Source organism: Pseudomonas sp., assembly GCF_030147005.1.
Lineage (GTDB): Bacteria > Pseudomonadota > Gammaproteobacteria > Pseudomonadales > Pseudomonadaceae > Aquipseudomonas.
This window is the reverse complement of the sequence record NZ_JASLAW010000070.1, coordinates 23,602-44,872: the sequence shown is the minus strand read 5'-3', so window position 1 is coordinate 44,872 and position 21,271 is coordinate 23,602. Positions and strand designations below refer to the sequence as shown.

The window sequence follows — 21,271 nt, the reverse complement described above, 5'->3', positions numbered from 1 at the left end:
CGCCACAGGTCGCAGGTTTTTCTGCTTTAGCGCTTAACTGACCGGCATTAGGGCAAGCGGCAAGCCCGCTCCCACAGTCGGGTTTTATGCCAGGCTTACATTACTTCTTGGCTTTAGCCTTGGCACCGCGCTGACGCCGGGCTTCAAACAGGCACACACCCGTCGCTACCGAAACGTTCAGACTGCTGACGCTGCCGGCCATCGGCAAATGCACCAGGTAGTCGCAATGCTCACGAGTCAAACGACGCATGCCTTTGCCTTCGGCGCCCATGATCAGGATGGTTGGGCCGGTGAGGTCCTGGTCATAAATGCTGACGTCGGCCTCCCCCGCCGTGCCGACAACCCACAAGCCACGCTGCTGGAGCTTTTCCAGGGTGCGCGCCAGGTTGGTCACTGCCACCAGCGGAATCACTTCCGCCGCGCCGCAGGCCACTTTACGCACTACCGGTGTCAGGGTCGCTGACTTGTCTTTAGGCACGATCACCGCCAGCGCGCCGGCAGCGTCCGCCGAACGCAGACAGGCGCCGAGGTTGTGCGGGTCGGTCACGCCGTCGAGCACCAGCAGCAACGGCGCGCCTTCGGTACGGTCGAGCAGCTCGTCGAGCATGGCTTCGCCCCACACCTGGCTCGGGCTGACATCAGCAACCACACCTTGGTGAACGCCTTCTACCCACACGTCCATTTCACGGCGTTCAGCCTGGCCGATGGCGACCTTGTTCTGGGTGGCGAGCTCCACCAGCGCTTGCACGCGTGGCTCGCTGCGACCCTCCGCCAGCCATACTTGCTTGACGCGCTTGGGGTGGTGACGCAGCAGTGCTTCTACGGCGTGCACGCCGTAGATTTTTTCCAGACTCATGACTTGGCCTTAGGTTTGCGCGACCCGCCGCTTTTCGCGGGGGCCGAACCCGCTTTGGGCGGGCCTTTACGGTGTTTACTGGGTTTGCTCGACGGTTTTTCCGCCCCTTGGGACTTTCCCCCAGACGCCGCTTTACCACCGCTTTTGGCTTCGTTGAGCAACTGCTGCTTCAACTCGCGGCTCTTGCGCAGCTCGGCGTTTTTCGCCGCAGCGTCGCTTGGGCGATAGGCTTCCGGGGCCTTTTCCTTGGCGGAAGAACGGCGACCAGCCTTGGCTGGCGCAGACTCGACGGCCGCCGCTTTCGCTGGAGCCCCTTTGCCTTTGGCAGCCGGTGCGGTGGTTTCGCCGCCACGTTTTTTACGACCCGTCGGCTCGACGGGCTTGTCAGGCATGCCGAAGTCGATCTTGCGTTCGTCGAGGTCGACGCGCATGACCTGCACTTCCACCGTGTCACCCAGGCGGAAGCTGCGACCGCTGCGCTCGCCCGCCAGGCGGTGATGCACAGGATCGAAGTGGTAGTAGTCGCCCGGCAAGGCGGTGACGTGCACCAGGCCCTCGACGTAGATGTCGGTCAGTTCGACGAACAGGCCGAAACCGGTCACGGCGGTGATCACGCCCGGGAACGACTCGCCCACGCGATCCTTCATGAATTCGCACTTGAGCCAATTCACCACATCACGGGTGGCTTCATCGGCGCGGCGCTCGCTCATGGAGCACTGCTCGCCCAACTGCTCCAGGGCCGCTTCGTCGTACGGATAGATCCGTGCCTTCGGAATGGTCATGGCACCGGCGCGCTTGACGTGCGGGGTGTTCTGCTTGGAGTGGATCACGCTGCGGATCGCGCGGTGCGTGAGCAGGTCCGGGTAGCGACGAATCGGCGAGGTGAAGTGGGTGTACGCTTCATAATTAAGGCCGAAGTGGCCCTGGTTATCGGCGCTGTACACCGCCTGGCTCAACGAGCGCAGCATCACGGTCTGGATGACGTGGTAATCCGGACGGTCCTTGATGCTGGCCAACAAGGCCTGGTAATCCTTCGGCGTCGGGCCGTCCTTGCCTTTGTGCAGGGACAGCCCGAGTTCGCCGAGGAATGCGCGCAGTTTTTCCAGGCGCTCCGGCGGCGGACCGTCGTGCACCCGGTACAACGCGGGAATTTCGTGCTTTTTCAGGAATTCAGCGGTGGCCACGTTGGCCGCCAGCATGCATTCCTCGATCAGCTTGTGCGCATCGTTACGCGTCGTCGGGGTGATCGCGGCGATTTTGCGCTCGGAGCCGAAGACAATCCGGGTTTCCTGAGTTTCGAAATCGATCGCGCCACGCGTATGACGGGCGCCCAGCAATACCTTGTACAGCGAGTAGAGCTGCTTGAGGTGCGGTACCACGTCGGCGTATTCGCTGCGCAGGGCCTTCGCTTCGCTGGTCTTCGGCGTTTCCAGGATAGTGCTGACTTTGTTGTAGGTCAGGCGGGCCTGGGAATGGATTACCGCTTCGTAGAACTGGTAGTCGGTCATTTCGCCGGTTTTGGAGATGGTCATCTCGCACACCATGGCCAAGCGGTCGACTTTCGGATTCAACGAGCAGAGGCCGTTGGACAGCTGCTCGGGCAGCATCGGGATCACGCGCTCAGGGAAGTACACGGAGTTGCCGCGCACCTGGGCTTCGTTATCCAGGGCCGAACCGATCTTCACGTAACTGGACACGTCGGCAATCGCGACGAACAACTTCCAGCCGCCGGAGAACAGCCGCAGCTTGCCCGGCTTGGCTTCGCAATAGACCGCATCGTCGAAGTCGCGGGCATCTTCGCCGTCGATGGTGACGAACGGCAGATGGCGCAGGTCGATGCGCTTCTCTTTGTCTTTATCTTCAACTTCAGGCTTGAGCTTGGCGGCTTCCTTGAGCACGGCATCAGGCCAGACGTGGGGAATATCGTAGGTGCGCAGCGCGACGTCGATTTCCATGCCCGGCGCCATGTAGTTGCCGACCACTTCAACGATATCGCCCTGCGGCTGGAAACGCGCGGTAGGCCAGTGGGTGATTTTCACCTCGACGAACTGGCCGACTTTGGCGGCGCCATTGCGGCCCGGGGTGATCAGCACTTCCTGCTGGACCTTCGGGTTATCCGGCACCACGAAGCCGATGCCGCCTTCTTCGAAGTAACGACCGACGATCGACTCGTGGGCACGGGACACCACTTCGACGATCACGCCTTCACGACGGCCACGACGGTCCAGGCCGGAAACACGTGCCAGTGCACGGTCGCCATCGAACACCAGGCGCATTTGCGCCGGGCTCATAAACAGGTCGTCGCTGCCGTCATCCGGGATCAGGAAGCCGAAGCCGTCCCGGTGACCGGCGATGCGGCCGAGGATCAGGTCAAGCTTGTCGACCGGCGCGTAAGTGCCACGGCGGGTGTAGATCAATTGAGCATCGCGCTCCATCGCACGCAAACGGCGGCGCAGGGCCTCGAGCTGGTCTTCGGTGGTCAGACCGAATTCTTCAACCAGCTGCTCGCGGCTAGCAGGCGAACCACGATCGGCGAGGTGCGCCAGGATCAGTTCGCGGCTAGGAATAGGGTTTTCGTATTTTTCCGCTTCACGAGCGGCCTCGGGATCGAGGGACTGCCAATCGGCCATTAGAGAGTTTTCACCTTGTCTATATGCGGGTTAGTTTGGCATACGCGTATTGAAACGGGAAATTTCAGGCATCAACAAGTGTTTAAAAGCCCTTTGTAGCCCACTCACGCACACCTTGCACGACCATTGACGAAATTTTCCAGGCTTTTTTCATAGCAGGGGTTTACAGCTTAAAAGGGGCTCCGTATAGTGCGCGCCATCAACAGCGGCAACGTTGTTCGATAATGCCCAGGTGGTGAAATTGGTAGACACGCCAGCTTCAGGTGCTGGTGATCGCAAGGTCGTGGAAGTTCGAGTCTTCTCCTGGGCACCAAATTCAGATAAAACCCGCGAAAGCGGGTTTTTTCGTTTCAGGCCTTTGATTTTTAACGAAAAACTTGATTTATTTTTTTGAATCAGGGGTTTACAGATCAAAAAGCCCGCCGTATAGTTCGCCCATCAACAGCGGCAACGTTGTTTGATAATGCCCAGGTGGTGAAATTGGTAGACACGCCAGCTTCAGGTGCTGGTGATCGCAAGGTCGTGGAAGTTCGAGTCTTCTCCTGGGCACCAAATTCAGATCAAACCCGCGAAAGCGGGTTTTTTCGTTTCCGGCGTTCGAAAACTTCATCCGCGATTATCCCCTCGGTCCGCACTTGAGAAGCTTTATCGTTTATCCTTGTAGTGATTTGTTGCACATAAGCGAGGAATACTTCGGATGATGATCCGCGACAACCGACTCAAAACATCCCTTCTGCGTGGCCTGACCCTCACCCTGCTCGGCCTGACCCTGCTCTCGCCCACCGCCTACAGCGCCGACAAGTTCTCCCTGACCCTGTACAACGGCCAGCACAAAGAGGTCGGCGATGAACTTGCCAAAGCCTTTGAAGCCAAGACCGGCATTCACGTCAATGTACGCAAAGGCAGCAGCAACCAATTGGCCAGCCAAGTCGTCGAAGAAGGCGACCGCTCGCCTGCCGACGTGATCTACACCGAAGAATCACCGCCGCTGAACAAACTCGGCGAGCAAGGTTTATTGGCGAAGATCGATGCCGACACCCTCGATGTACTGCCCCAGGATTACGTCGGCCGTAACGGCGATTGGATGGGCGTGACCGCGCGCACCCGGGTCGTCGCCTTCAACCCCAAACTGATTGCCGAAAAAGACCTGCCCAAATCGGTGCTGGATTTCGCCGGCCCCGAGTGGCAAGGCAAGGTTGGCTTCGTACCCACCAGTGGTGCGTTCCAGGAACAGGCTGTGGCGATCATCAAGCTGCACGGACGTGAAGCCGCCGAAGAATGGCTGACTGGCCTGCGCGCATTCGGCAAGGTGTACAGCAATAATATGGTTGCGCTCAAAGCCGTGGAAAACGGCGAAGTGGCCACCGTGCTGGTGAACAACTATTACTGGTTTGCCCTGAAGAAAGAAAAAACCAATCTCGACTCGCAACTGCACTATTTCACCGACGGCGATGCCGGCGGCCTGGTTACGGTGTCTTCCGCCGCCGCGCTGAAATCCAGCAAACACCCCAAGGAAGCCCAACAACTGTTGGCTTTCATGGCCAGTGAAGAAGGCCAGCGCGTGATCACCAACACCTCGGCTGAATACCCGCTGCGCAAGGGCATGCAATCGAATCGCGGCCTCAAGCCTTTCAGCGAACTGCAGCCACCAAAAGTCACCCCCGCCGACCTGGGCAATGCAGAAGAAGCCCTGGAACTGGAACGTGAGGTTGGCCTGAACTGATGAACCCATCGCTCAGCGCCGCAGGTTTCCGCCCCCGACGCAAACGCCCTTCAATCTGGCTGATGTTGCCGGTGCTGTTGCTGGTTGGCCTGAGCCTGCTGCCGCTGGCCTATGTCGGTCTCAAGGCCTGGCAGGCAGGCTGGGCGCAGGCGGTGCACCTGCTGTGGCGGCCTTATGTCTTCGGACTGCTGCGCAACACCTTGGCGCTGATGGTTGGCGTGACGGTGGTGTGCGGCGTGGTCGGCCTGTCCCTGGCCTGGTTGCTGGAGCGCAGCAACCTGCCTGGGCGACGCATCTGGGGGGTGATCCTGTGCCTGCCGTTTGCAGTGCCGGCGTTTGTCAGCAGCTTCACCTGGGTGTCGCTGAGCGCCAACTTCGAAGGCCTCGGCGGCGCGATACTGGTGATGAGCCTGTCCAAATATCCGCTGGTTTTCCTGCCGGTGGCCGCCACGCTGCGCAACCTTGATCCCGCCCTGGAAGAATCGGCGCGGACCCTGGGACTGAATCGCTGGGGCGTATTTTGGCGCATCACCTTGCCTCTGCTGTGGCCATCGCTGGTGGCCGGGGCGCTGCTGATTGCGTTGCACATGCTGGTGGAGTTTGGCGCCCTGTCGATCATCGGCTTGCAAACCTTTACCACCGCGATCTATCAGCAGTTCGAACTGGAGTTCAGCAATGCCAATGCGGCGATGCTCTCGGCGGTGCTGCTGGCGATGTGCCTGACTCTGCTGTGGCTGGAGTTGCGCGTGCGCGGCAAGGGCCGCCATGTGCGTATCGGCCAGGGCGCTGCGCGGCATGCCGAACAGGTGAAACTAGGCAAATGGGCGCCGTTTGGGCAACTGTATTGCCTGGCGCTGGCCATTATCGGCAGCGGCATCCCCCTGGGCATGCTCGGTTATTGGCTGGCCGTGGGTTCATCGGCGGCGTTTCCGGTAGCCGAAATCAGCGAAGCGTTGTTGTCGTCCCTGGCACTTTCCCTTGGCGGCGCAGCGTTGTGCCTGGCGCTGGCAGTGCCGGTCGGCTTGCTGGTGGTGCGCTATAAAGGTCAACTGGCGATCTGGGCCGAGCGCCTGCCGTACCTGCTGCACGCCCTGCCCGGCCTGGTGATTGCACTAACCCTGGTGTATTTCGCACTGCATTACGTGCCGGCGCTGTATCAGACGTCAGCGCTGCTGCTCATCGCGTACGCGCTGTTGTTTTTGCCCCTGGCCCAGGCGCCGATTCGCACGGCGCTGAACAAGGCCGCACCCCAGCTGGAAGAAGCGGCGCGGACGCTGGGCGCATCGTCGTTCAGTGCGTTTTGCCGGGTGACGTTGCCAATTATTTTCCCGGCTTTGGGCGCGGCGTTTGCGTTGGTGTTTCTGGATGCGATGAAGGAATTGACGGCGACATTGCTGCTGAGCCCGACCGGGCTGAATACCTTGGCAACGGCGGTGTGGGCGCATACGTCGAATGTGGAATTTGCAGCGGCGGCGCCTTATGCGGCGTTGTTGATCCTGGTGTCGGGGCTGCCGGTGTATCTGCTCACGACGCGGATGTATCTGAGCCGCTGAGACCGCTTTCGCGAGCAAGCCCACTCCAACGCCTGACCGCGTTCCAACTTTGGAATGCGATCAAGTGTGGGAGCGGGCTTGCTCGCGAAAGGGCCCGACCAGACGACGTTAGGCCCGGAACTGCCCCAGGCTGGCCTTCAACTGCGCCGCCAACCCATCCAGCACCTTGCCACTGGCCGTAGTCTCCACCACCGCCTGCGCGGCGCGCTCAGCCTGGGCATGGATCACTTCAACGCGCCCACGCACCGCCTGTGCGCCCTGGGCCTGATGCTCGGCCGCGCGTGTCGCCAGGCCGATCGCCGCATGCACCTGTTCCACCGAAGCCTGCACCGACTGCTGCAAGCGCACGCTGTCGCGCAGCACCCGCAACCCCTCATCGGCCTGGCGCCCGGCCTTGCCGATGGTGTCTACCGCCTCACGCGCGCCCTGTTGCAACGCCACGATATGCGCCTGGATGTCGCCGGTTGAGCTTTGGGTTTTACTGGCCAGTGCACGCACCTCATCCGCAACCACCGCAAAACCGCGGCCCGTTTCACCGGCGCGGGCCGCTTCAATGGCGGCGTTCAGAGCGAGCAGGTTGGTTTGCTCGGCGATGCCGTGAATCACCGTCAGCACCACCTCAATCTGCTCGCTTTGCTGCGCCAATCGCTCGATCACCTGAGAGCCTGCCTGCACCTGGCCCGCCAACGCCTCGATCAGGCCGCCCACTTCGGCTGAAGTACGCGAGTTCTCATCCGTCGCCTGGCGAATATCCACTACCTGTTGCAGCGCCGCCTGCATGGCATGGCTTTCGGCCTGGGCTTCATCGGCCATTTGCGACAATGCGCGCAGACTCTGCGCCACCTCATCACGCTGCAACCCGGCCGCTGCATCGGCACCGGCATTGCGCAAGGTCATCGCGCCGATTTCCACACCAGTGCGCTGGGCCACATCACCCGCCTCGCGCACGATGGGCTGCAACTTATCCACAAAGCGGTTGACCGCCGAAGCCATATCGCCGATTTCGTCCTTGCTGCTGATCTGGACGCGCTTGGTGAGGTCGCCCTCGCCCGCTGCCAGGTCATCCATGGCAGCGATCAACAGCTTCAGACGGTTGACCACGCGGCGGCCGAGCACGATTGCGATCAGCAGCAATACCCCGAGACCGACCATCGCCAGGCCCATGCCGATACGCCAGCGCAACGTGCCGGCAGCCTCCTGAACCGCGCTGGTGGTGTTGGCGGCCATCTGGGTGGCGGTGGTTTGCGCCGATTGCAGGCGCGCGCCCATGGCGGCAGCGCTATCGGCCGCTGCGCCTTTGAGGCTGTCGCCGACCAACTGATCACCGCTGGCAATCAGCGCGGCGAAACGCTTGTCCAGTGCTTGCAGATCCGCCTCGACCGATGCGGTCGACACCCCCATGCGGACTTTGCCGATTTCCACCCCGTTGGGGCTGATGGACGCCTCGACGTAGTACACGGAAGGATCAGTGCGAGCCGCGTCCAACACCTTATCCAACGCTCGGTCACCCGCGCCCTTGGCCAGCAGCGCCTGGTTGATCGGATTTTCGCGATTCAGGTAGCGGGTCAAATGCTCACCCGCCGCGTCGTCATAGACCACGAACAACACGTTGGGATTGCGCTGCGCCCGCCGGGCAAATTCCGACAATGTCGGCACATCGCTGTCCCACATGGCACGCGGCGCCACCGAAGCCAGCAGCTGCGCCATGTCATTGGCGGAATCCCGCAAGTCTTTTTCCAGGGTCGCACGCAGTTGCTTCTGTTCTTCCTGAAGACGCGTGGAAAGCCCTGCGGTCAAACGCTGGCGGGTACTGACGGACAAACTATCCAGGCTGGACGTGACTTCCTTGCCGGCCTGAGCCAATTCGCCGGACAGCTTCTGACTATCGATGCCCAGGCGGTTACCCAAATCAGCCTCCAGGGCGGTGACCGTGCTCCGCGTCAGCGCGACGGCCACCAGCACTTGCACCAAAAGAGCGATACCTAGGGTAACGAACACTGGCCGCAACAGCCGGCTTTGTAACAATGAGAGAACGGCAGACATCGGGAATCCCTCCACCACGGGTGCCATTAAATTGATAGCACCGCGAAAAAGAGAAACACAGCAAGGGTCGTGCCGCTTGCCGGACAGAAACGACAAAGGGCTCCCGAAGGAGCCCTTTGCTTTTTACATCAACAGCTTATTACGCGAACGGGTGACGCAAAACGATGGTCTCGTTGCGGTCCGGGCCCGTCGAAATAATGTCGATCGGTGCGCCGATCAACTCTTCAACACGTTTGATGTAGGCGCGGGCATTGGCTGGCAGCTCTTCCAGGGTCTTGGCACCCACGGTCGATTCGGTCCAGCCCGGCACTTCTTCATACACAGGCTGCAGGCCCACATAGCTGTCGGCGTCGGTCGGGGCAACGTCATTGCCCTCGGAGTCTTTATAACCGATGCAGATGTTGATGGTTTCCAGACCGTCGAGTACGTCCAGCTTGGTCAGGCAGATGCCCGAGATGCTGTTCACATCGATAGCGCGACGCAGGATAACGGCGTCGAACCAGCCACAACGACGGGCACGACCGGTGGTTGCGCCGAACTCATGACCTTGCTTGGCCAGGTGTGCGCCGACTTCGTCGAACAGCTCAGTCGGGAACGGGCCGGAACCTACACGCGTGGTGTAAGCCTTGGTGATGCCCAGGATGTAGTCCAGGAACATCGGGCCAACGCCTGAACCGGTGGCAACGCCGCCAGCGGTAGTGTTGGAGCTGGTCACGTACGGATAGGTGCCGTGGTCGATGTCCAGCAACGAGCCCTGGGCACCTTCAAACATGATGTCTTTGCCGGCGCGACGCAGGTCGTGCAGCTCGGCCGTCACATCCAGCATCAGCGGCTTGAGCAGCTCAGCGTATTCCTTGCACTCGGCCAGGGTCTTTTCGAACTCGATGGCCGGCTCTTTGTAGTAACCCACCAGCATGAAGTTGTGGTAATCCACCAGCTCACGCAGTTTGTCTTCAAAGCGCGGCATGTTGAGCAAGTCGCCCACACGCAAGCCACGACGCGCCACTTTGTCTTCGTAGGCCGGGCCGATGCCGCGACCGGTGGTGCCGATCTTCAGTTCGCCACGGGCCTTTTCACGGGCCTGGTCCAGCGCCACGTGGAAGGACAGGATCAGCGGGCAGGATGGGCTGATACGCAGGCGCTCACGCACCGGTACGCCTTTCTCTTCCAGCTTGGTGATCTCGCGCAGCAGGGCGTCCGGTGCAACTACCACGCCGTTGCCGATCAGGCACTGCACGCCTTCGCGCAGTACGCCCGACGGGATCAGGTGCAAGACGGTTTTTTCGCCATCGATGACCAGGGTGTGACCCGCGTTGTGGCCACCCTGGTAGCGCACTACGGCGGCAGCATGTTCGGTCAGCAGATCAACGATCTTGCCTTTGCCCTCATCACCCCATTGGGTGCCCAGGACTACGACATTCTTACCCATAACACTTGTCCTCATTCGCGCAAACTTGGTGCCGGCGATGGCCGGCAGGAAAACTCAAGAAGCCAGTGGCGATACTTGCCAAAGCCCGTTCTGCTGAATCAATTGCCGGTCGCAGTCCGCTTCACGGGCGGCGGCCAATGGCTGCCCAGGCAAGGCCTGGACGACACGCTGACCCTCACTGCGCAACTGGCAAACCTGCTGCCAGAGTGCCGCGTCCGTACTGTCGGGCATCCAGATGCCACCAGACGGCAGCTCGACCTCAGCACGCCCCAGGGTCACCAGGGTTTTCAAATCGGTGGAAAAGCCAGTGGCCGGGCGTGCGCGACCGAAGTCGGCGCCGATATCGTCGTAGCGACCGCCCTGAGCGATGGCCTGGCCAACACCCGGTACAAACACCGCGAACACCACACCGGTGTGGTAGTGGTAGCCGCGCAACTCGCCCAGATCAAAATACAGCGGCAGTTGCGGGAAGCGCGCCGATAACTGCTCGGCAATCGCCACCACATCGTCCAGTGCAGCCAACACCGGCGCCGGCGCATTGGCCAGGCGCTCACGCGCAGCCACCAGCACTTCACGACCACCGCACAGGTTGACCAGCGCGCGCAGCATGTCGGCCAGTTCAGCCGGCACGCCGGCGGTCAGGGCGATGACTTCATCGATGGCCTTGCGTTGCAGGGCATCGAACAACTGCTGCTCAGCTTCACCGGACAAGCCGGCCGCACGGGCCAGGCCGCGGTAGATACCGACGTGACCAAGGTCCATGTGCACGTCCGGCACGTCAGCCAGCTGCAACATGGCCAGCATCAGGCTGATCACTTCGACGTCGCTGCTCGGGCTCGCATCGCCATACAACTCGGCACCCAACTGGATCGGGCTACGGGAAGATGACAAGGCACGCGGCTGGGCATGCAGTACGCTGCCGGCGTAGCACAGACGGCTCGGGCCTTCGCGGCGCAGGGTGTGCGCATCGATACGCGCCACCTGCGGCGTGATGTCGGCACGGAAACCCATTTGCCGGCCCGATTGCGGGTCGATGACCTTGAAGGTGCGCAGATCCAGGTCCTGGCCCGCGCCGGTCAGCAGGGATTCCAGGTACTCGATATGGGGGGTCACGACAAACTCGTAGCCCCAGCTCTGGAACAGATCCAACACCTGGCGACGCGCTACTTCAATGCGCGCAGCTTCTGGTGGCAGTACTTCTTCGATGCCATCTGGCAGCAGCCAGCGGTCTACCGTTGCCATTACGCCATTCCCCTTTGATCCGGGCGGCCAGCCCTCGGCCGAGCCTTGAGTGAAGCAGAAAATACCCGCCGCCTGCATAAACCACGCGCAAGAGCGACGTGACGAACGACCTGTAACCGGCCTCGTCGGGCACTTTCCTCGAAAAACCTGTCACGCCTGCCGAATCAAACACGCAGACGCAAAAAAGCCGGGAATTTCCCGGCTGCCGCATCATACACCCGTTTTCTGAAAGGATCACCCCGCCAGGCATTTTAGCCGCCCGACGGAGTGGTTCCTACAAAGTCACAGGTCTGTTACTTGGACTTTTCCAGGTAGCGGAAGAAGTCGCTGCTTGGGTCCAGCACCAGCACGTCGGTCTTGTTCGCAAAGCTTTCACGGTAGGCACGCAGGCTACGGTAGAACGCGTAGAACTCCTGGTCCTGGCCGTAAGCCTTGGCGTAGATCGACGCAGCTTGAGCATCACCATCACCACGGGCCTCTTCAGACTCGCGATAGGCCTCTGCCAACAGTACACGGCGCTGACGGTCGGCATCCGCACGGATACCTTCGGCCAGCTCGTTACCCTTGGCGCGGTGCTCACGGGCTTCACGCTCACGCTCGGTGCTCATACGCTCGAACACGCTGCGATTCACTTCCTTCGGCAGGTCAATGGCCTTGACCCGGACATCGACTACTTCGATACCCAGCTCTTTCTCCGCCATTGTGTTCAGCGAACGGGTGATATCAGCCATCAGCGCATCACGCTCACCGGATACCACCTCGTGCAGGGTGCGCTTACCAAACTGGTCACGCAGGCCCGATTCCAGACGGCGCGACAAACGCTCGTCGGCAATCTGCTTGAGGCCGGAGGTCGCGGTGTAGAAGCGCTCGGCATCCTTGACGCGCCACTTGGCGTAGGCGTCAACCATCACGGCTTTCTTTTCCAGGGTCAGGAAGCGCTGTGTCGGTGCATCCAGGGTCATCAGGCGGGCGTCGAACTTGCGCACTTGGTTGACGTAGGGGACTTTCACATGCAGGCCCGGCTGGACATCCGCCTGGACCACGCGACCGAATTGCAGCAGCACCGCACGCTCGGTCTGAGCGACGATGTAGAAGCAGTTCCAGGCAGCGATGACCACGACGACGCCCACAATCAGGGCGGTCAGCGATTTATTGCTCATCAACGACTCTCCCTGGTACGTGTTTGCTGTTGCAGCAAGTCAGCGGCCGCACGGGCGCTCGCTTCGTTGGCAGCGGCATTCGAACCGGTGGACGGCGCGCTGGTGCCGCTACGACCACCTTCGATCATCTTGTCCAGCGGCAGGTACAGCAGGTTGTTCTGCCCACCCTTGCTGCCGGTCACGAGTACCTTGCTGGTGTTGCTGAAGACTTCCTGCATGGTGTCCAGATACAGACGCTCGCGAGTCACTTCAGGTGCCTTGCGATACTCGGCAACCAGTTTGGTAAAGCGGTCCGCCTCACCCTTGGCACGGGAGACCACTTCGTCGCGGTAACCGTTGGCATCTTCAAGGATGCGCTGGGCTTGACCACGGGCTTCCGGCACGACGCCGTTGGCGTAGGTTTCAGCCTGGTTGCGCGAACGCTGCTCGTCTTCACGGGCACGGATCACGTCATCAAAGGCTTCCTGCACTTCACGCGGTGCGGCTGCGCTCTGTACGTTGACCTGGGTGACGGTAATACCGGTGCGATAGGTATCGAGGAACCGTTGCAGGCGCTCCTTGATTTCGCTGGCCATCAATTCACGCCCTTCGGTCAGCACCTGGTCCATGGCGGTGGAACCCACCACGTGGCGCAGGGCGCTTTCGGTTGCGTGTTGCAGGCTGATTTCCGGCTGATCGACGTTCAGCACGAAGTCCTGCAGGTTGCTGATCTTGTACTGCACGGTCAGCGGCACTTCGACGATGTTCTCGTCTTCGGTCAGCATCTGGCCCTGCTTGGTGTAGGCACGCTCACGCGTGACGTTCTCCATGTACTTCTTGTCGATCGGCGGGAAATAGATGTTCAGGCCTGGCCCGACAGTCTCGTAGTACTTGCCGAAGCGCAGCACCACGGCTTGCTCCTGCTCGTCCACCACGTAGACCGCGCTGTACAGCCAGACGGCCGCGAGCACGACAAGGCCCAGGCCCAGCAGGCCATAGCCGCCGCCCTTGCTTGTACGACCGCCATCGTCACTACCGCGTTTTTTTCCACCACCGAACAACCCGTTCAGGCTTTCCTGCAGCTTTCGGAAGGCCTCGTCGAGATCCGGTGGCCCCTTGCGGTCGCCATTATTGCGGCGCTTACCACCCCAAGGATCCTGATTATTCGAGTTGCCACCCGGCTCATTCCAAGCCATAGCGCTCTCCATCTGATAAAGCAAAGACGCACCCACGGCGCGCCGACCAATGCTACAGAATGCCTGCTACCGCGGCACAACCGCTTTCTCAGGCTTTTATTGCAAAGTGTGTTGCTCGATAAACTCCGCCGGTACAACACCCTCGCGACTGACCAGCCGATTGAGCTCCGAGCGCGGCAATCGAACGGCCAGCAAGCTGACACCTTCTTCGTCGTGTTCTTCTTTCTGTACCGCGCCCAGCTCGAAAAACTGTGCACGCAGTCGAGCAAAACGTTGCGGCAAGCGCAAGGTGCCAATGAACAAATCGCTGCCGAGCAATTCGGCAATGGCTTGCTCAAGCAGCTCCAAACCACTGCCATCACGCGCCGACAGCCAGACCCGCTGGGGTTTGCCGTTCTCGTCGCGCTGGATTTGCGGCTCAACGCCTTCAAGCAAATCGAGTTTGTTATAGACCTCGAGGATCGGCAAGTCTTGTGCGCCAATCTCGCCCAGCACCACCATCACCTGCTCGATCTGGAGCATGCGATCGGGCTCAGCCGCATCGATCACATGCAACAGCAGGTCGGAATTACTCGACTCTTCGAGCGTAGACCGAAATGCCTCGACCAGCTTGTGCGGCAAGTGCCGGATGAAACCCACGGTGTCGGCCAGGACAATCGGCCCCAGGTCGCCGATATCCAGACGGCGCAAGGTCGGGTCGAGCGTGGCGAACAGTTGGTCTGCCGCGTACACGTCCGACTTGGTGACGTTGTTGAACAGCGTGGACTTGCCGGCGTTGGTGTAGCCCACCAGGGACACGGTGGGAATATCCGCACGCGAACGGCCACGACGCGATTGTTCGCGCTGACTGCGGACTTTCTCCAGGCGGCCCTTGATCTGGCGCAGGCGAACCCGCAACAGACGCCGGTCGGTTTCCAGCTGGGTTTCACCCGGGCCACGCATGCCGATGCCGCCGCCCTGGCGTTCAAGGTGAGTCCAGCCGCGGACCAGCCGGGTGCTCATGTGGTCAAGCTGGGCCAGTTCGACCTGGAGCTTGCCTTCATGGGTACGCGCACGTTGGGCGAAGATATCGAGAATAAGACCGGTGCGGTCGATCACGCGACACTCGAAGACACGTTCGAGGTTACGTTCCTGACTGGGCGTAAGGGTGTGATTGAAGATCACCAGATCGGCTTCTTCGGCATGAACCAGGTCGCGCAACTCTTCGACCTTGCCGCTGCCAATCAGATACTTGGCGGTTGGCCGATGACGCGGCACGTTAAAAAACGCAACGGTCTCGGCGCCGGCCGAATTTGCCAACTCCTGAAACTCCTGCGGATCTTCGCGCGCCTCAGGGTCCTGTCCATCCAAGTGAACGAGGATTACTCGCTCACCACCACCGTGGCGCTCAAAGAACAAAGGAGACTCCTATCAGGCGTTACCTGGCTCAGCGTCAGCTGCTTCATCACCTGCTGCGCTAGGCAGACGGATTGGACGAACAGGGACGACTGTCGAGATAGCGTGTTTGTAAACCATCTGGCTGACGGTGTTTTTAAGCAGGATCACGAACTGGTCAAACGACTCGATCGTACCTTGCAACTTGATACCGTTGACCAGATAAATGGAAACCCCCACTTTCTCTTTACGTAAGGTATTCAAGTAAGGGTCTTGTAGCGAATGCCCTTTTGACATGTGCCGCACTCCTTTAAGGATCAATAATAAAAAATCGGAAAATAAAATAGCTCATGGCCGCCACACCCCCAAGGATAGACGGCAATTGCAAGGACTCAGCTCAATATGGAGACCGTTCCCAAGTATTTCAAGGCGCGTGACAGATTGTCGCTGTCCAGGCTGTCCAGCCAGTGCAAATCGCTCCAGCTGCGCAGCCAGGTGAACTGGCGCTTCGCCAATTGGCGCGTGGCAATGATGCCGCGCTCCTGCATTTCGGCTGACGTCAGCTTGCCATCCAGATGATCCCAGACTTGGCGGTAGCCTACAGCACGTATCGAAGGCAACCCTGAGTGCAGATTACCTCTGGAACGCAGTGCTACGACCTCCTCCACAAACCCCTGTTCCAACATATTTGTGAATCTTTGCGCAATTCGTTCATGCAGCACCTGGCGATCTGCCGGAGCGATAGCCAGGTTCGCCACAGTATAGGGCAATTGTGACTGACCAGATGCGCCTGCATCAGCACTTTGCGCAGTTTGTTTCAGCCTGTGTTCAGTCATGGTCTGGCCGCTGACGCGCCAGACTTCCAGTGCACGGGTAAGGCGCTGGGGGTCGTTGGGGTGGATGCGCGCCGCGGACACCGGGTCTACCGCCGCCAGTTGATCGTGCAGGGCTTGCCAGCCGAGGCGTGAAGCTTGGTCTTCAAGCTCCGCGCGCACCTGGGCGTCAGCGGGCGGCATATCCGCCAGGCCTTCCTGCAAAGCCTTGTAGTAAAGCATCGTGCCGCCGACCAGCAACGGGATGTTGCCCCGCGCGGTGATATCGGCCATGGCGGCCAGGGCGTCGGTACGGAAATCCGCAGCCGAATAGCTCTCGCTCGGGTCGATGATGTCGATCAAACGATGCGGATGCCGGGCCAGCACCTCTTTCGAAGGCTTGGCCGTACCGATGTCCATGTCCCGGTAAACCAGGGCAGAGTCGACACTGATCAGCTCGCACGGCAAGACTTTAGTCAGCTCGATGGCCAGGTCGGTCTTGCCTGCGGCCGTTGGGCCCATCAAGAAGATCGCGGGGGGCAAGGCACTCATCAGCGACCGCGCAGGAACAGTTTGTCCAGATCATCCAGGCCCATTTGGGTCCAGGTCGGTCGGCCATGGTTGCATTGGCCGCTGCGCTCGGTGTTTTCCATGTCCCGCAGCAGGCCGTTCATTTCCGGCAGGGCCAGTCGGCGGTTGGCGCGGATCGCGCCGTGGCAGGCCATGGTGCCGAGCAATTCGTTGATATGCGCCTGGATACGGTCACTGGTGCCGTATTCCATCAGGTCCGCCAGCACGTCGGCCACCAAACGGTTGGCTTCAGCCTGTTTGAGCAATGCAGGAATCTGGCGGATCGCCAGGGTCTCGGGGCCCAGGCGTTGCAGCTCGAAGCCCAGCTTCTGGAACACGCCGTGGTGCTCTTCGGCACAATCGGCTTCACGCTGGCTGACGGCCAGGGATTCCGGCACCAGCAGTGGCTGACCACTGAGCCCTTCACTGGCCATGGCGATTTTCAGGCGCTCGTACATGATCCGCTCGTGAGCGGCGTGCATGTCCACCAGCACCAGGCCATGGGCATTTTCGGCAAGAATGTAGATGCCCTTGAGTTGCGCCAGTGCGTAGCCCAGCGGCGGAATATCACCGCCGCCCTCGGGCAAGGCAACGGTGCTCGGCTCGGCCCCCGGCAGCGGCGCGAAGAATTCACGGTAAGCCGCCTGCGCCTCGGCCACCGGCACGGTCGATTGCGGCCGCGGTGTGTATTGATACTGATAGCCCGCGCCAGCTCCCGAGTTGGGCGCCGTGTAACTCGGCTGCGGCTGCGGTGATTGCAGCAGGTTAGCGGCAAGGCTCATTTCGCCCTGGGGGCCGAACTCACCGGCCTCAGGACCGCTTGGTCGGACCACCGCCGTTACGATTGGCGCAGACAACTGATCATCCGGGCGCACATCGCCCAAGGCGCGGTGCAAGGTGCCATACAAGAAGTCATGCACCATGCGCCCATCACGGAAGCGCACTTCGTGCTTGGTCGGGTGCACATTCACATCGACCACCGAGGGGTCGACCTCAAAAAACAGCACAAACGTCGGATGCCGCCCATTGAACAACACGTCGCGGTACGCCTGGCGCACCGCATGGGCCACCAGCTTGTCCCGCACTGCACGGCCATTGACGAAGAAATACTGCAAATCGGCCTGGCTGCGGGAGAAGGTCGGCAACCCGACCCAACCCCATAGACGCAAGCCATTGCGTTCGATTTCTATCGGCAGCGCCTGCTCCAGAAACCCACCACCACACACTGCCGCCACCCGCCGAGCGCGCGCGGCGTCGTCATTGGCTTCGTGCAGGCTGAGGATGGTCTTGCCGTTGTGGCGCAGATGGAACGCCACATCGAAACGCGCCAGGGCAAGGCGCTTGATCACTTCTTGCAGGTGATCGAATTCGGTTTTTTCGGCCTTGAGGAATTTGCGCCGCGCAGGGGTATTGAAGAACAGGTCGCGCACTTCCACAGAGGTGCCCACCGGATGGGCTGCCGGCTGAACCCGGGGCGCCATGTCGCGGCCTTCGGTTTCCACTTGCCAGGCCTGTTCGGCGCCGCGCGTACGGGAAGTCAGGGTCAAGCGGGCCACGGAGCTGATGGAGGCCAGGGCCTCGCCGCGAAAGCCCAGGCTCATTACCCTTTCAAGGTCTTCCAGATCGCGAATCTTGCTGGTGGCGTGACGGGCCAGGGCCAGCGGCAGGTCATCCGAAGAAATACCGCTGCCATCGTCACGCACCCGCAGCAGCTTGACGCCGCCCTGCTCCACGTCCACGTCGATGCGCTTGGCGCCAGAGTCGATGCTGTTTTCCAGCAGCTCCTTGATCACCGACGCCGGGCGCTCGACCACCTCACCCGCGGCGATCTGGTTAGCCAGGCGCGGGCTGAGCAGTTCAATACGCGAGCCACTATTCAAGACAGATTCGCTCATTACTGCGCCGCCAATTCGGTGCCTGGGATGGTCAACACCTGGCCAATTCTCAACTCATCGGTTTTCAGGCTGTTGGCGCTGCGCAACGCTGCGGGCGTGACCTGGAAACGCACGGCCAGCATGGCGACGGTGTCACCGGGTTGCACGCGGTGATCACGCGGGCCCTGGGCAATCTTGCCGGAGTCGCGCAACCAGGCGATGTAAGTGCCCGGCGGCGGGTTCTGTTGGAAGAACTGGCGCACGCCGGCACTGATCGAACGCGCCAACGCTTGCTGATGGCTGGCACTGGCCAGCTTCGATGCCTCGTTGGCATTGGAAATGAACCCGGTCTCGACCAGGATCGACGGGATATCCGGCGACTTCAACACCATGAAACCGGCTTGCTCCACGCGCTGTTTGTGCAGCGAGGTGACCCGGCCGATGTTACTCAGGACTTTCTGGCCGACGTTCAGGCTGGACGTCAGCGAGGCGGTCATCGACAAGTCGAGCAGTACGCCGGCGAGCATTTTGTCTTTGTCATCGAGGGACACGTTGCCGGCCCCGCCGATCAAGTCGGAACGGTTTTCGCTGTCGGCCAGCCAACGGGCGGTCTCGGACGTGGCGCCACGATCCGACAGGGCAAACACCGACGCACCGAAGGCGGCGCTGGAAGGGGCGGCGTCGGCGTGGATCGATACGAACAGGTCAGCACCCTTCTTACGGGCGATTTCGGTACGCCCGCGCAGCGGGATGAAGTAGTCGCCGGTACGGGTCAGTTCGGCGCGATAACCTTTCATGCCGTTGACCTGGCGCTGCAGTTCGCGGGCGATGGCCAGTACCACGTCTTTTTCATGCTGGCCGCGCGAACCGGACGCGCCCGGGTCTTCGCCGCCGTGGCCAGCGTCGATCACCACGATAATGTCGCGCTTGCCTGCCGGCGCGGGCGGCGGCGGTGGCAGCTTGACCTGCGGCTGCGATGGGTTGACCGGCACCGCCGGCACCGTCGCCACGCTGGGTGTCGGCACGGGCGGCGGCGCGGCATCGGCGGGGTTGTCGAACAAGTCGACCACCAGGCGGTTGCCGTATTGGGCGTTGGGCGCCAGGGAGAAGCTTTTAGGGGTCACGGCCTTCTTAAGGTCGATGACCACGCGCAGATCGGTCGGCGTACGCTGGGCCGAGCGCATGGCGGTAATGGGTGTGTTGGCGGTGGAGACCTGCAGCGGCGCAGCCAGGCTCGCACCGTTGATGTCGATCACCAGGCGATCAGGCGCCGTGAGGGTAAAGACGCTGTGCTGGACCGGGCCCGACAGGTCAAACACCAGTCGCGTGTTATCCGGCGCTCGCCACAGGCGAACACTCTTCACCTGTGAAGCAGCCAGAGCATTGACAGTCATTGCCGCAAGCAACACCCCCACGACAGCAACCAACGCGCGAAAGCGCATACCTAACCCCACCAATTATTTGAATTCCAGTGCCAGAGCATCACGCCACGCTTGACCGCGCGGGCTCTGGGGCAACAACTTCAGCTGACGTCCGTGGTCATGCGGCGTAATGGTAATGGTCAGGTCCGGCTTTGGCAAAAAGCCTGTGCCTTTATTTGGCCACTCGATCAGGCACAACGCATCTTCGTCGAAGTAATCACGGATGCCCATGAACTCCAGTTCTTCAGGGTCGACCAGGCGATAAAGGTCGAAGTGGAAGGCACGCACGTCACCGATCTCGTAGGGTTCGACCAAGGTGAACGTCGGGCTTTTTACCGCACCGGCATGGCCCAAACCGCGAATAACTCCCCGGGAGAGCGTGGTCTTGCCCGCGCCCAGGTCACCTTCAAGAAAGATCAGCCCCGCCCCGCCCGTGATCCGCGCAATAGAGTGACCGAATGCGACCATCGCGTCTTCATCGGCCAGGAAAACACTTACTTCAGACACGGCGACTGCTCCTCCAGCAATTGACGAATGGCAGGTATGAGGTCGCTGGCAGCCAGACCGCGACCAAAAGTGCCCTGGCGATCCCCCGCCGTGGCGTGCAACCACACAGCCAGGCAGCTCGCTTCATAGGCGGGCATGCCCTGGGCCAACAGCGCGCCCACCAGCCCGGCCAATACGTCGCCCAACCCCGCCGTCGCCATCGCCGGATGGCCTTGATCGCAACGTGAAACACGCCCGTCCGGGCTCGCGATCAAACTGCCGGCACCCTTGAGGATAGCCACTGCATTGAAGGTCTGGCTCAACGCGCGCGCCACCTTAAGGCGATCGGCCTGAACCTCGGCTGTCGAAATCCCCAACAAGCGCGCGGCTTCGCCCGGATGGGGCGTGATCACGCTATCGCTCGGCAGGCTGACGCCGCCGGTGGCCAGCTGATTCAAGGCATCGGCGTCCCACACCTGCGGCTGTCTGGCGTTGGCGGCGACCGACAGCAGGCTTCTGCCCCAAGCGGCATCTCCCAGGCCGGGGCCAATGACAATGACCGAGATTTTTTCCAGCAAGCCCATCAATTGGTTGGCCGAACTCACACCCACGGTCATCACTTCGGGCAAACGAGCCAGCGCGGCGGGAACATGTTCAACTCGTGTCGCCAGCGACACCATACCCGCGCCACTGCGCAAGGCACTTTCGGCGCTCAGCAACGCTGCGCCGCCAAAGCCGCGATCGCCGCCGATCACCAACAGATGACCAAACTGGCCTTTATGGGCCTCCGGCGAACGCGCAGCCAGTTGCGGCAAGTAGCCTGGCAACAGTGACTGAACGTCGGTTATTTCGTGTTTTGTCTGAGGCATGCGTCTTCAAGCTCCGATGTCTGGCAGAATTATACGCATCTAACCTGTGGTTTC

16 protein-coding genes and 2 tRNA genes are annotated in these 21,271 nt (G+C 61.1%); 4 read left to right on the top strand and 14 right to left on the bottom strand.

The genetic code is table 11. From position 1 onward, the window contains the following. Positions 1–100 precede the first annotated feature (100 nt). Both rlmB and rnr read right to left on the bottom strand, forming a co-directional pair. Entirely contained in the window at positions 101–856 is a 756-nt protein-coding gene (gene rlmB, locus Q1V60_RS07035) for a 23S rRNA (guanosine(2251)-2'-O)-methyltransferase RlmB (RefSeq protein ID WP_300628735.1), read from the bottom strand. Further along, positions 853–3,486 carry a ribonuclease R gene (gene rnr / locus Q1V60_RS07030; protein ID WP_300628732.1) on the bottom strand — a complete coding sequence of 878 codons (2,634 nt, stop codon included), beginning with the start codon at positions 3,484–3,486 and terminating at the stop codon, positions 853–855. The genes rlmB and rnr overlap by 4 nt, the downstream gene beginning before the upstream one ends. A gap of 226 nt (positions 3,487–3,712) precedes the next feature. Here rnr and Q1V60_RS07025 point away from each other — a divergent pair. The 4 genes from Q1V60_RS07025 (at position 3,713) to Q1V60_RS07010 (ending at position 6,762) form a co-directional block, all read left to right on the top strand. Continuing rightward, positions 3,713–3,799 (top strand) — tRNA-Leu (locus tag Q1V60_RS07025). 152 nt (positions 3,800–3,951) lie between these two features. Continuing rightward, positions 3,952–4,038: transfer RNA gene (locus tag Q1V60_RS07020), tRNA-Leu, on the top strand. A 145-nt stretch (positions 4,039–4,183) separates the two neighbouring features. Next, positions 4,184–5,209: an extracellular solute-binding protein gene (locus Q1V60_RS07015; RefSeq protein WP_300628731.1), complete on the top strand. Its 1,026-nt coding sequence runs from the start codon at positions 4,184–4,186 to the stop codon at positions 5,207–5,209. Continuing rightward, positions 5,209–6,762 (top strand): iron ABC transporter permease, encoded by a 1,554-nt coding sequence (locus Q1V60_RS07010; RefSeq protein WP_300628729.1) that lies wholly within the window; start codon positions 5,209–5,211, stop codon positions 6,760–6,762. The genes Q1V60_RS07015 and Q1V60_RS07010 overlap by 1 nt, the downstream gene beginning before the upstream one ends. Positions 6,763–6,870: 108 nt before the next feature. On the opposite strand, the gene Q1V60_RS07005 is transcribed toward Q1V60_RS07010, so the two are convergent. The 12 genes from Q1V60_RS07005 to Q1V60_RS06950 form a co-directional block, all read right to left on the bottom strand. Next, a complete protein-coding gene (locus tag Q1V60_RS07005) occupies positions 6,871–8,805 on the bottom strand; it encodes a methyl-accepting chemotaxis protein (RefSeq protein ID WP_300628728.1) in 1,935 nt (644 codons plus the stop codon). 139 nt (positions 8,806–8,944) lie between these two features. Next, positions 8,945–10,234, bottom strand: a complete 1,290-nt coding sequence (locus Q1V60_RS07000) for an adenylosuccinate synthase (RefSeq protein WP_300628726.1) — start codon at positions 10,232–10,234, stop codon at positions 8,945–8,947. A 54-nt stretch (positions 10,235–10,288) separates the two neighbouring features. After that, a complete protein-coding gene (locus tag Q1V60_RS06995) occupies positions 10,289–11,476 on the bottom strand; it encodes an ATP phosphoribosyltransferase regulatory subunit (protein ID WP_300628725.1) in 1,188 nt (395 codons plus the stop codon). A 293-nt stretch (positions 11,477–11,769) separates the two neighbouring features. Further along, complete coding sequence (gene hflC / locus Q1V60_RS06990; protein ID WP_076951864.1) at positions 11,770–12,636, bottom strand: protease modulator HflC; 867 nt, start codon at positions 12,634–12,636, stop codon at positions 11,770–11,772. Continuing rightward, positions 12,636–13,811: an FtsH protease activity modulator HflK gene (gene hflK / locus Q1V60_RS06985; protein ID WP_300628721.1), complete on the bottom strand. Its 1,176-nt coding sequence runs from the start codon at positions 13,809–13,811 to the stop codon at positions 12,636–12,638. The genes hflC and hflK overlap by 1 nt, the downstream gene beginning before the upstream one ends. Positions 13,812–13,907: 96 nt before the next feature. Further along, on the bottom strand, positions 13,908–15,209 hold the full coding sequence (gene hflX, locus Q1V60_RS06980) for a ribosome rescue GTPase HflX (RefSeq protein WP_300628719.1): 1,302 nt from the start codon (positions 15,207–15,209) through the stop codon (positions 13,908–13,910). Between the two features lie 12 nt (positions 15,210–15,221). Next, positions 15,222–15,482: an RNA chaperone Hfq gene (hfq, locus tag Q1V60_RS06975; protein ID WP_016976904.1), complete on the bottom strand. Its 261-nt coding sequence runs from the start codon at positions 15,480–15,482 to the stop codon at positions 15,222–15,224. 95 nt (positions 15,483–15,577) lie between these two features. After that, positions 15,578–16,549, bottom strand: coding sequence for a tRNA (adenosine(37)-N6)-dimethylallyltransferase MiaA (gene miaA / locus Q1V60_RS06970; protein ID WP_300628715.1), 972 nt, complete (start codon positions 16,547–16,549; stop codon positions 15,578–15,580). Beyond that, positions 16,549–18,447, bottom strand: a complete 1,899-nt coding sequence (gene mutL / locus Q1V60_RS06965; protein ID WP_300628737.1) for a DNA mismatch repair endonuclease MutL — start codon at positions 18,445–18,447, stop codon at positions 16,549–16,551. The genes miaA and mutL overlap by 1 nt, the downstream gene beginning before the upstream one ends. A gap of 14 nt (positions 18,448–18,461) precedes the next feature. After that, positions 18,462–19,883 carry an N-acetylmuramoyl-L-alanine amidase gene (locus tag Q1V60_RS06960; RefSeq protein WP_300628713.1) on the bottom strand — a complete coding sequence of 474 codons (1,422 nt, stop codon included), beginning with the start codon at positions 19,881–19,883 and terminating at the stop codon, positions 18,462–18,464. A gap of 15 nt (positions 19,884–19,898) precedes the next feature. After that, positions 19,899–20,369, bottom strand: coding sequence for a tRNA (adenosine(37)-N6)-threonylcarbamoyltransferase complex ATPase subunit type 1 TsaE (gene tsaE, locus Q1V60_RS06955; protein WP_300628711.1), 471 nt, complete (start codon positions 20,367–20,369; stop codon positions 19,899–19,901). Then, complete coding sequence (locus Q1V60_RS06950) at positions 20,357–21,217, bottom strand: NAD(P)H-hydrate dehydratase (protein ID WP_300628709.1); 861 nt, start codon at positions 21,215–21,217, stop codon at positions 20,357–20,359. Before Q1V60_RS06950 ends, tsaE begins: the two co-directional genes overlap by 13 nt. Between the last annotated feature and the right edge of the window lie 54 nt (positions 21,218–21,271).

Excerpts from the sequence above, each read along its gene's own strand:
- Q1V60_RS07000 (WP_300628726.1), bottom strand. The coding sequence starts at position 10,234 with ATGGGTAAGAATGTCGTAGTCCTGGGCACCCAATGGGGTGATGAGGGC.
- hfq (WP_016976904.1), bottom strand. The coding sequence starts at position 15,482 with ATGTCAAAAGGGCATTCGCTACAAGACCCTTACTTGAATACCTTACGT.
- hflK (WP_300628721.1), bottom strand. The coding sequence starts at position 13,811 with ATGGCTTGGAATGAGCCGGGTGGCAACTCGAATAATCAGGATCCTTGG.
- Q1V60_RS07015 (WP_300628731.1), top strand. The coding sequence starts at position 4,184 with ATGATGATCCGCGACAACCGACTCAAAACATCCCTTCTGCGTGGCCTG.
- rlmB (WP_300628735.1), bottom strand. The coding sequence starts at position 856 with ATGAGTCTGGAAAAAATCTACGGCGTGCACGCCGTAGAAGCACTGCTG.
- Q1V60_RS06950 (WP_300628709.1), bottom strand. The coding sequence starts at position 21,217 with ATGCCTCAGACAAAACACGAAATAACCGACGTTCAGTCACTGTTGCCA.
- rnr (WP_300628732.1), bottom strand. The coding sequence starts at position 3,486 with ATGGCCGATTGGCAGTCCCTCGATCCCGAGGCCGCTCGTGAAGCGGAA.
- miaA (WP_300628715.1), bottom strand. The coding sequence starts at position 16,549 with ATGAGTGCCTTGCCCCCCGCGATCTTCTTGATGGGCCCAACGGCCGCA.
- Q1V60_RS07010 (WP_300628729.1), top strand. The coding sequence starts at position 5,209 with ATGAACCCATCGCTCAGCGCCGCAGGTTTCCGCCCCCGACGCAAACGC.
- Q1V60_RS06995 (WP_300628725.1), bottom strand. The coding sequence starts at position 11,476 with ATGGCAACGGTAGACCGCTGGCTGCTGCCAGATGGCATCGAAGAAGTA.
- Q1V60_RS06960 (WP_300628713.1), bottom strand. The coding sequence starts at position 19,883 with ATGCGCTTTCGCGCGTTGGTTGCTGTCGTGGGGGTGTTGCTTGCGGCA.
- hflC (WP_076951864.1), bottom strand. The coding sequence starts at position 12,636 with ATGAGCAATAAATCGCTGACCGCCCTGATTGTGGGCGTCGTCGTGGTC.
- Q1V60_RS07005 (WP_300628728.1), bottom strand. The coding sequence starts at position 8,805 with ATGTCTGCCGTTCTCTCATTGTTACAAAGCCGGCTGTTGCGGCCAGTG.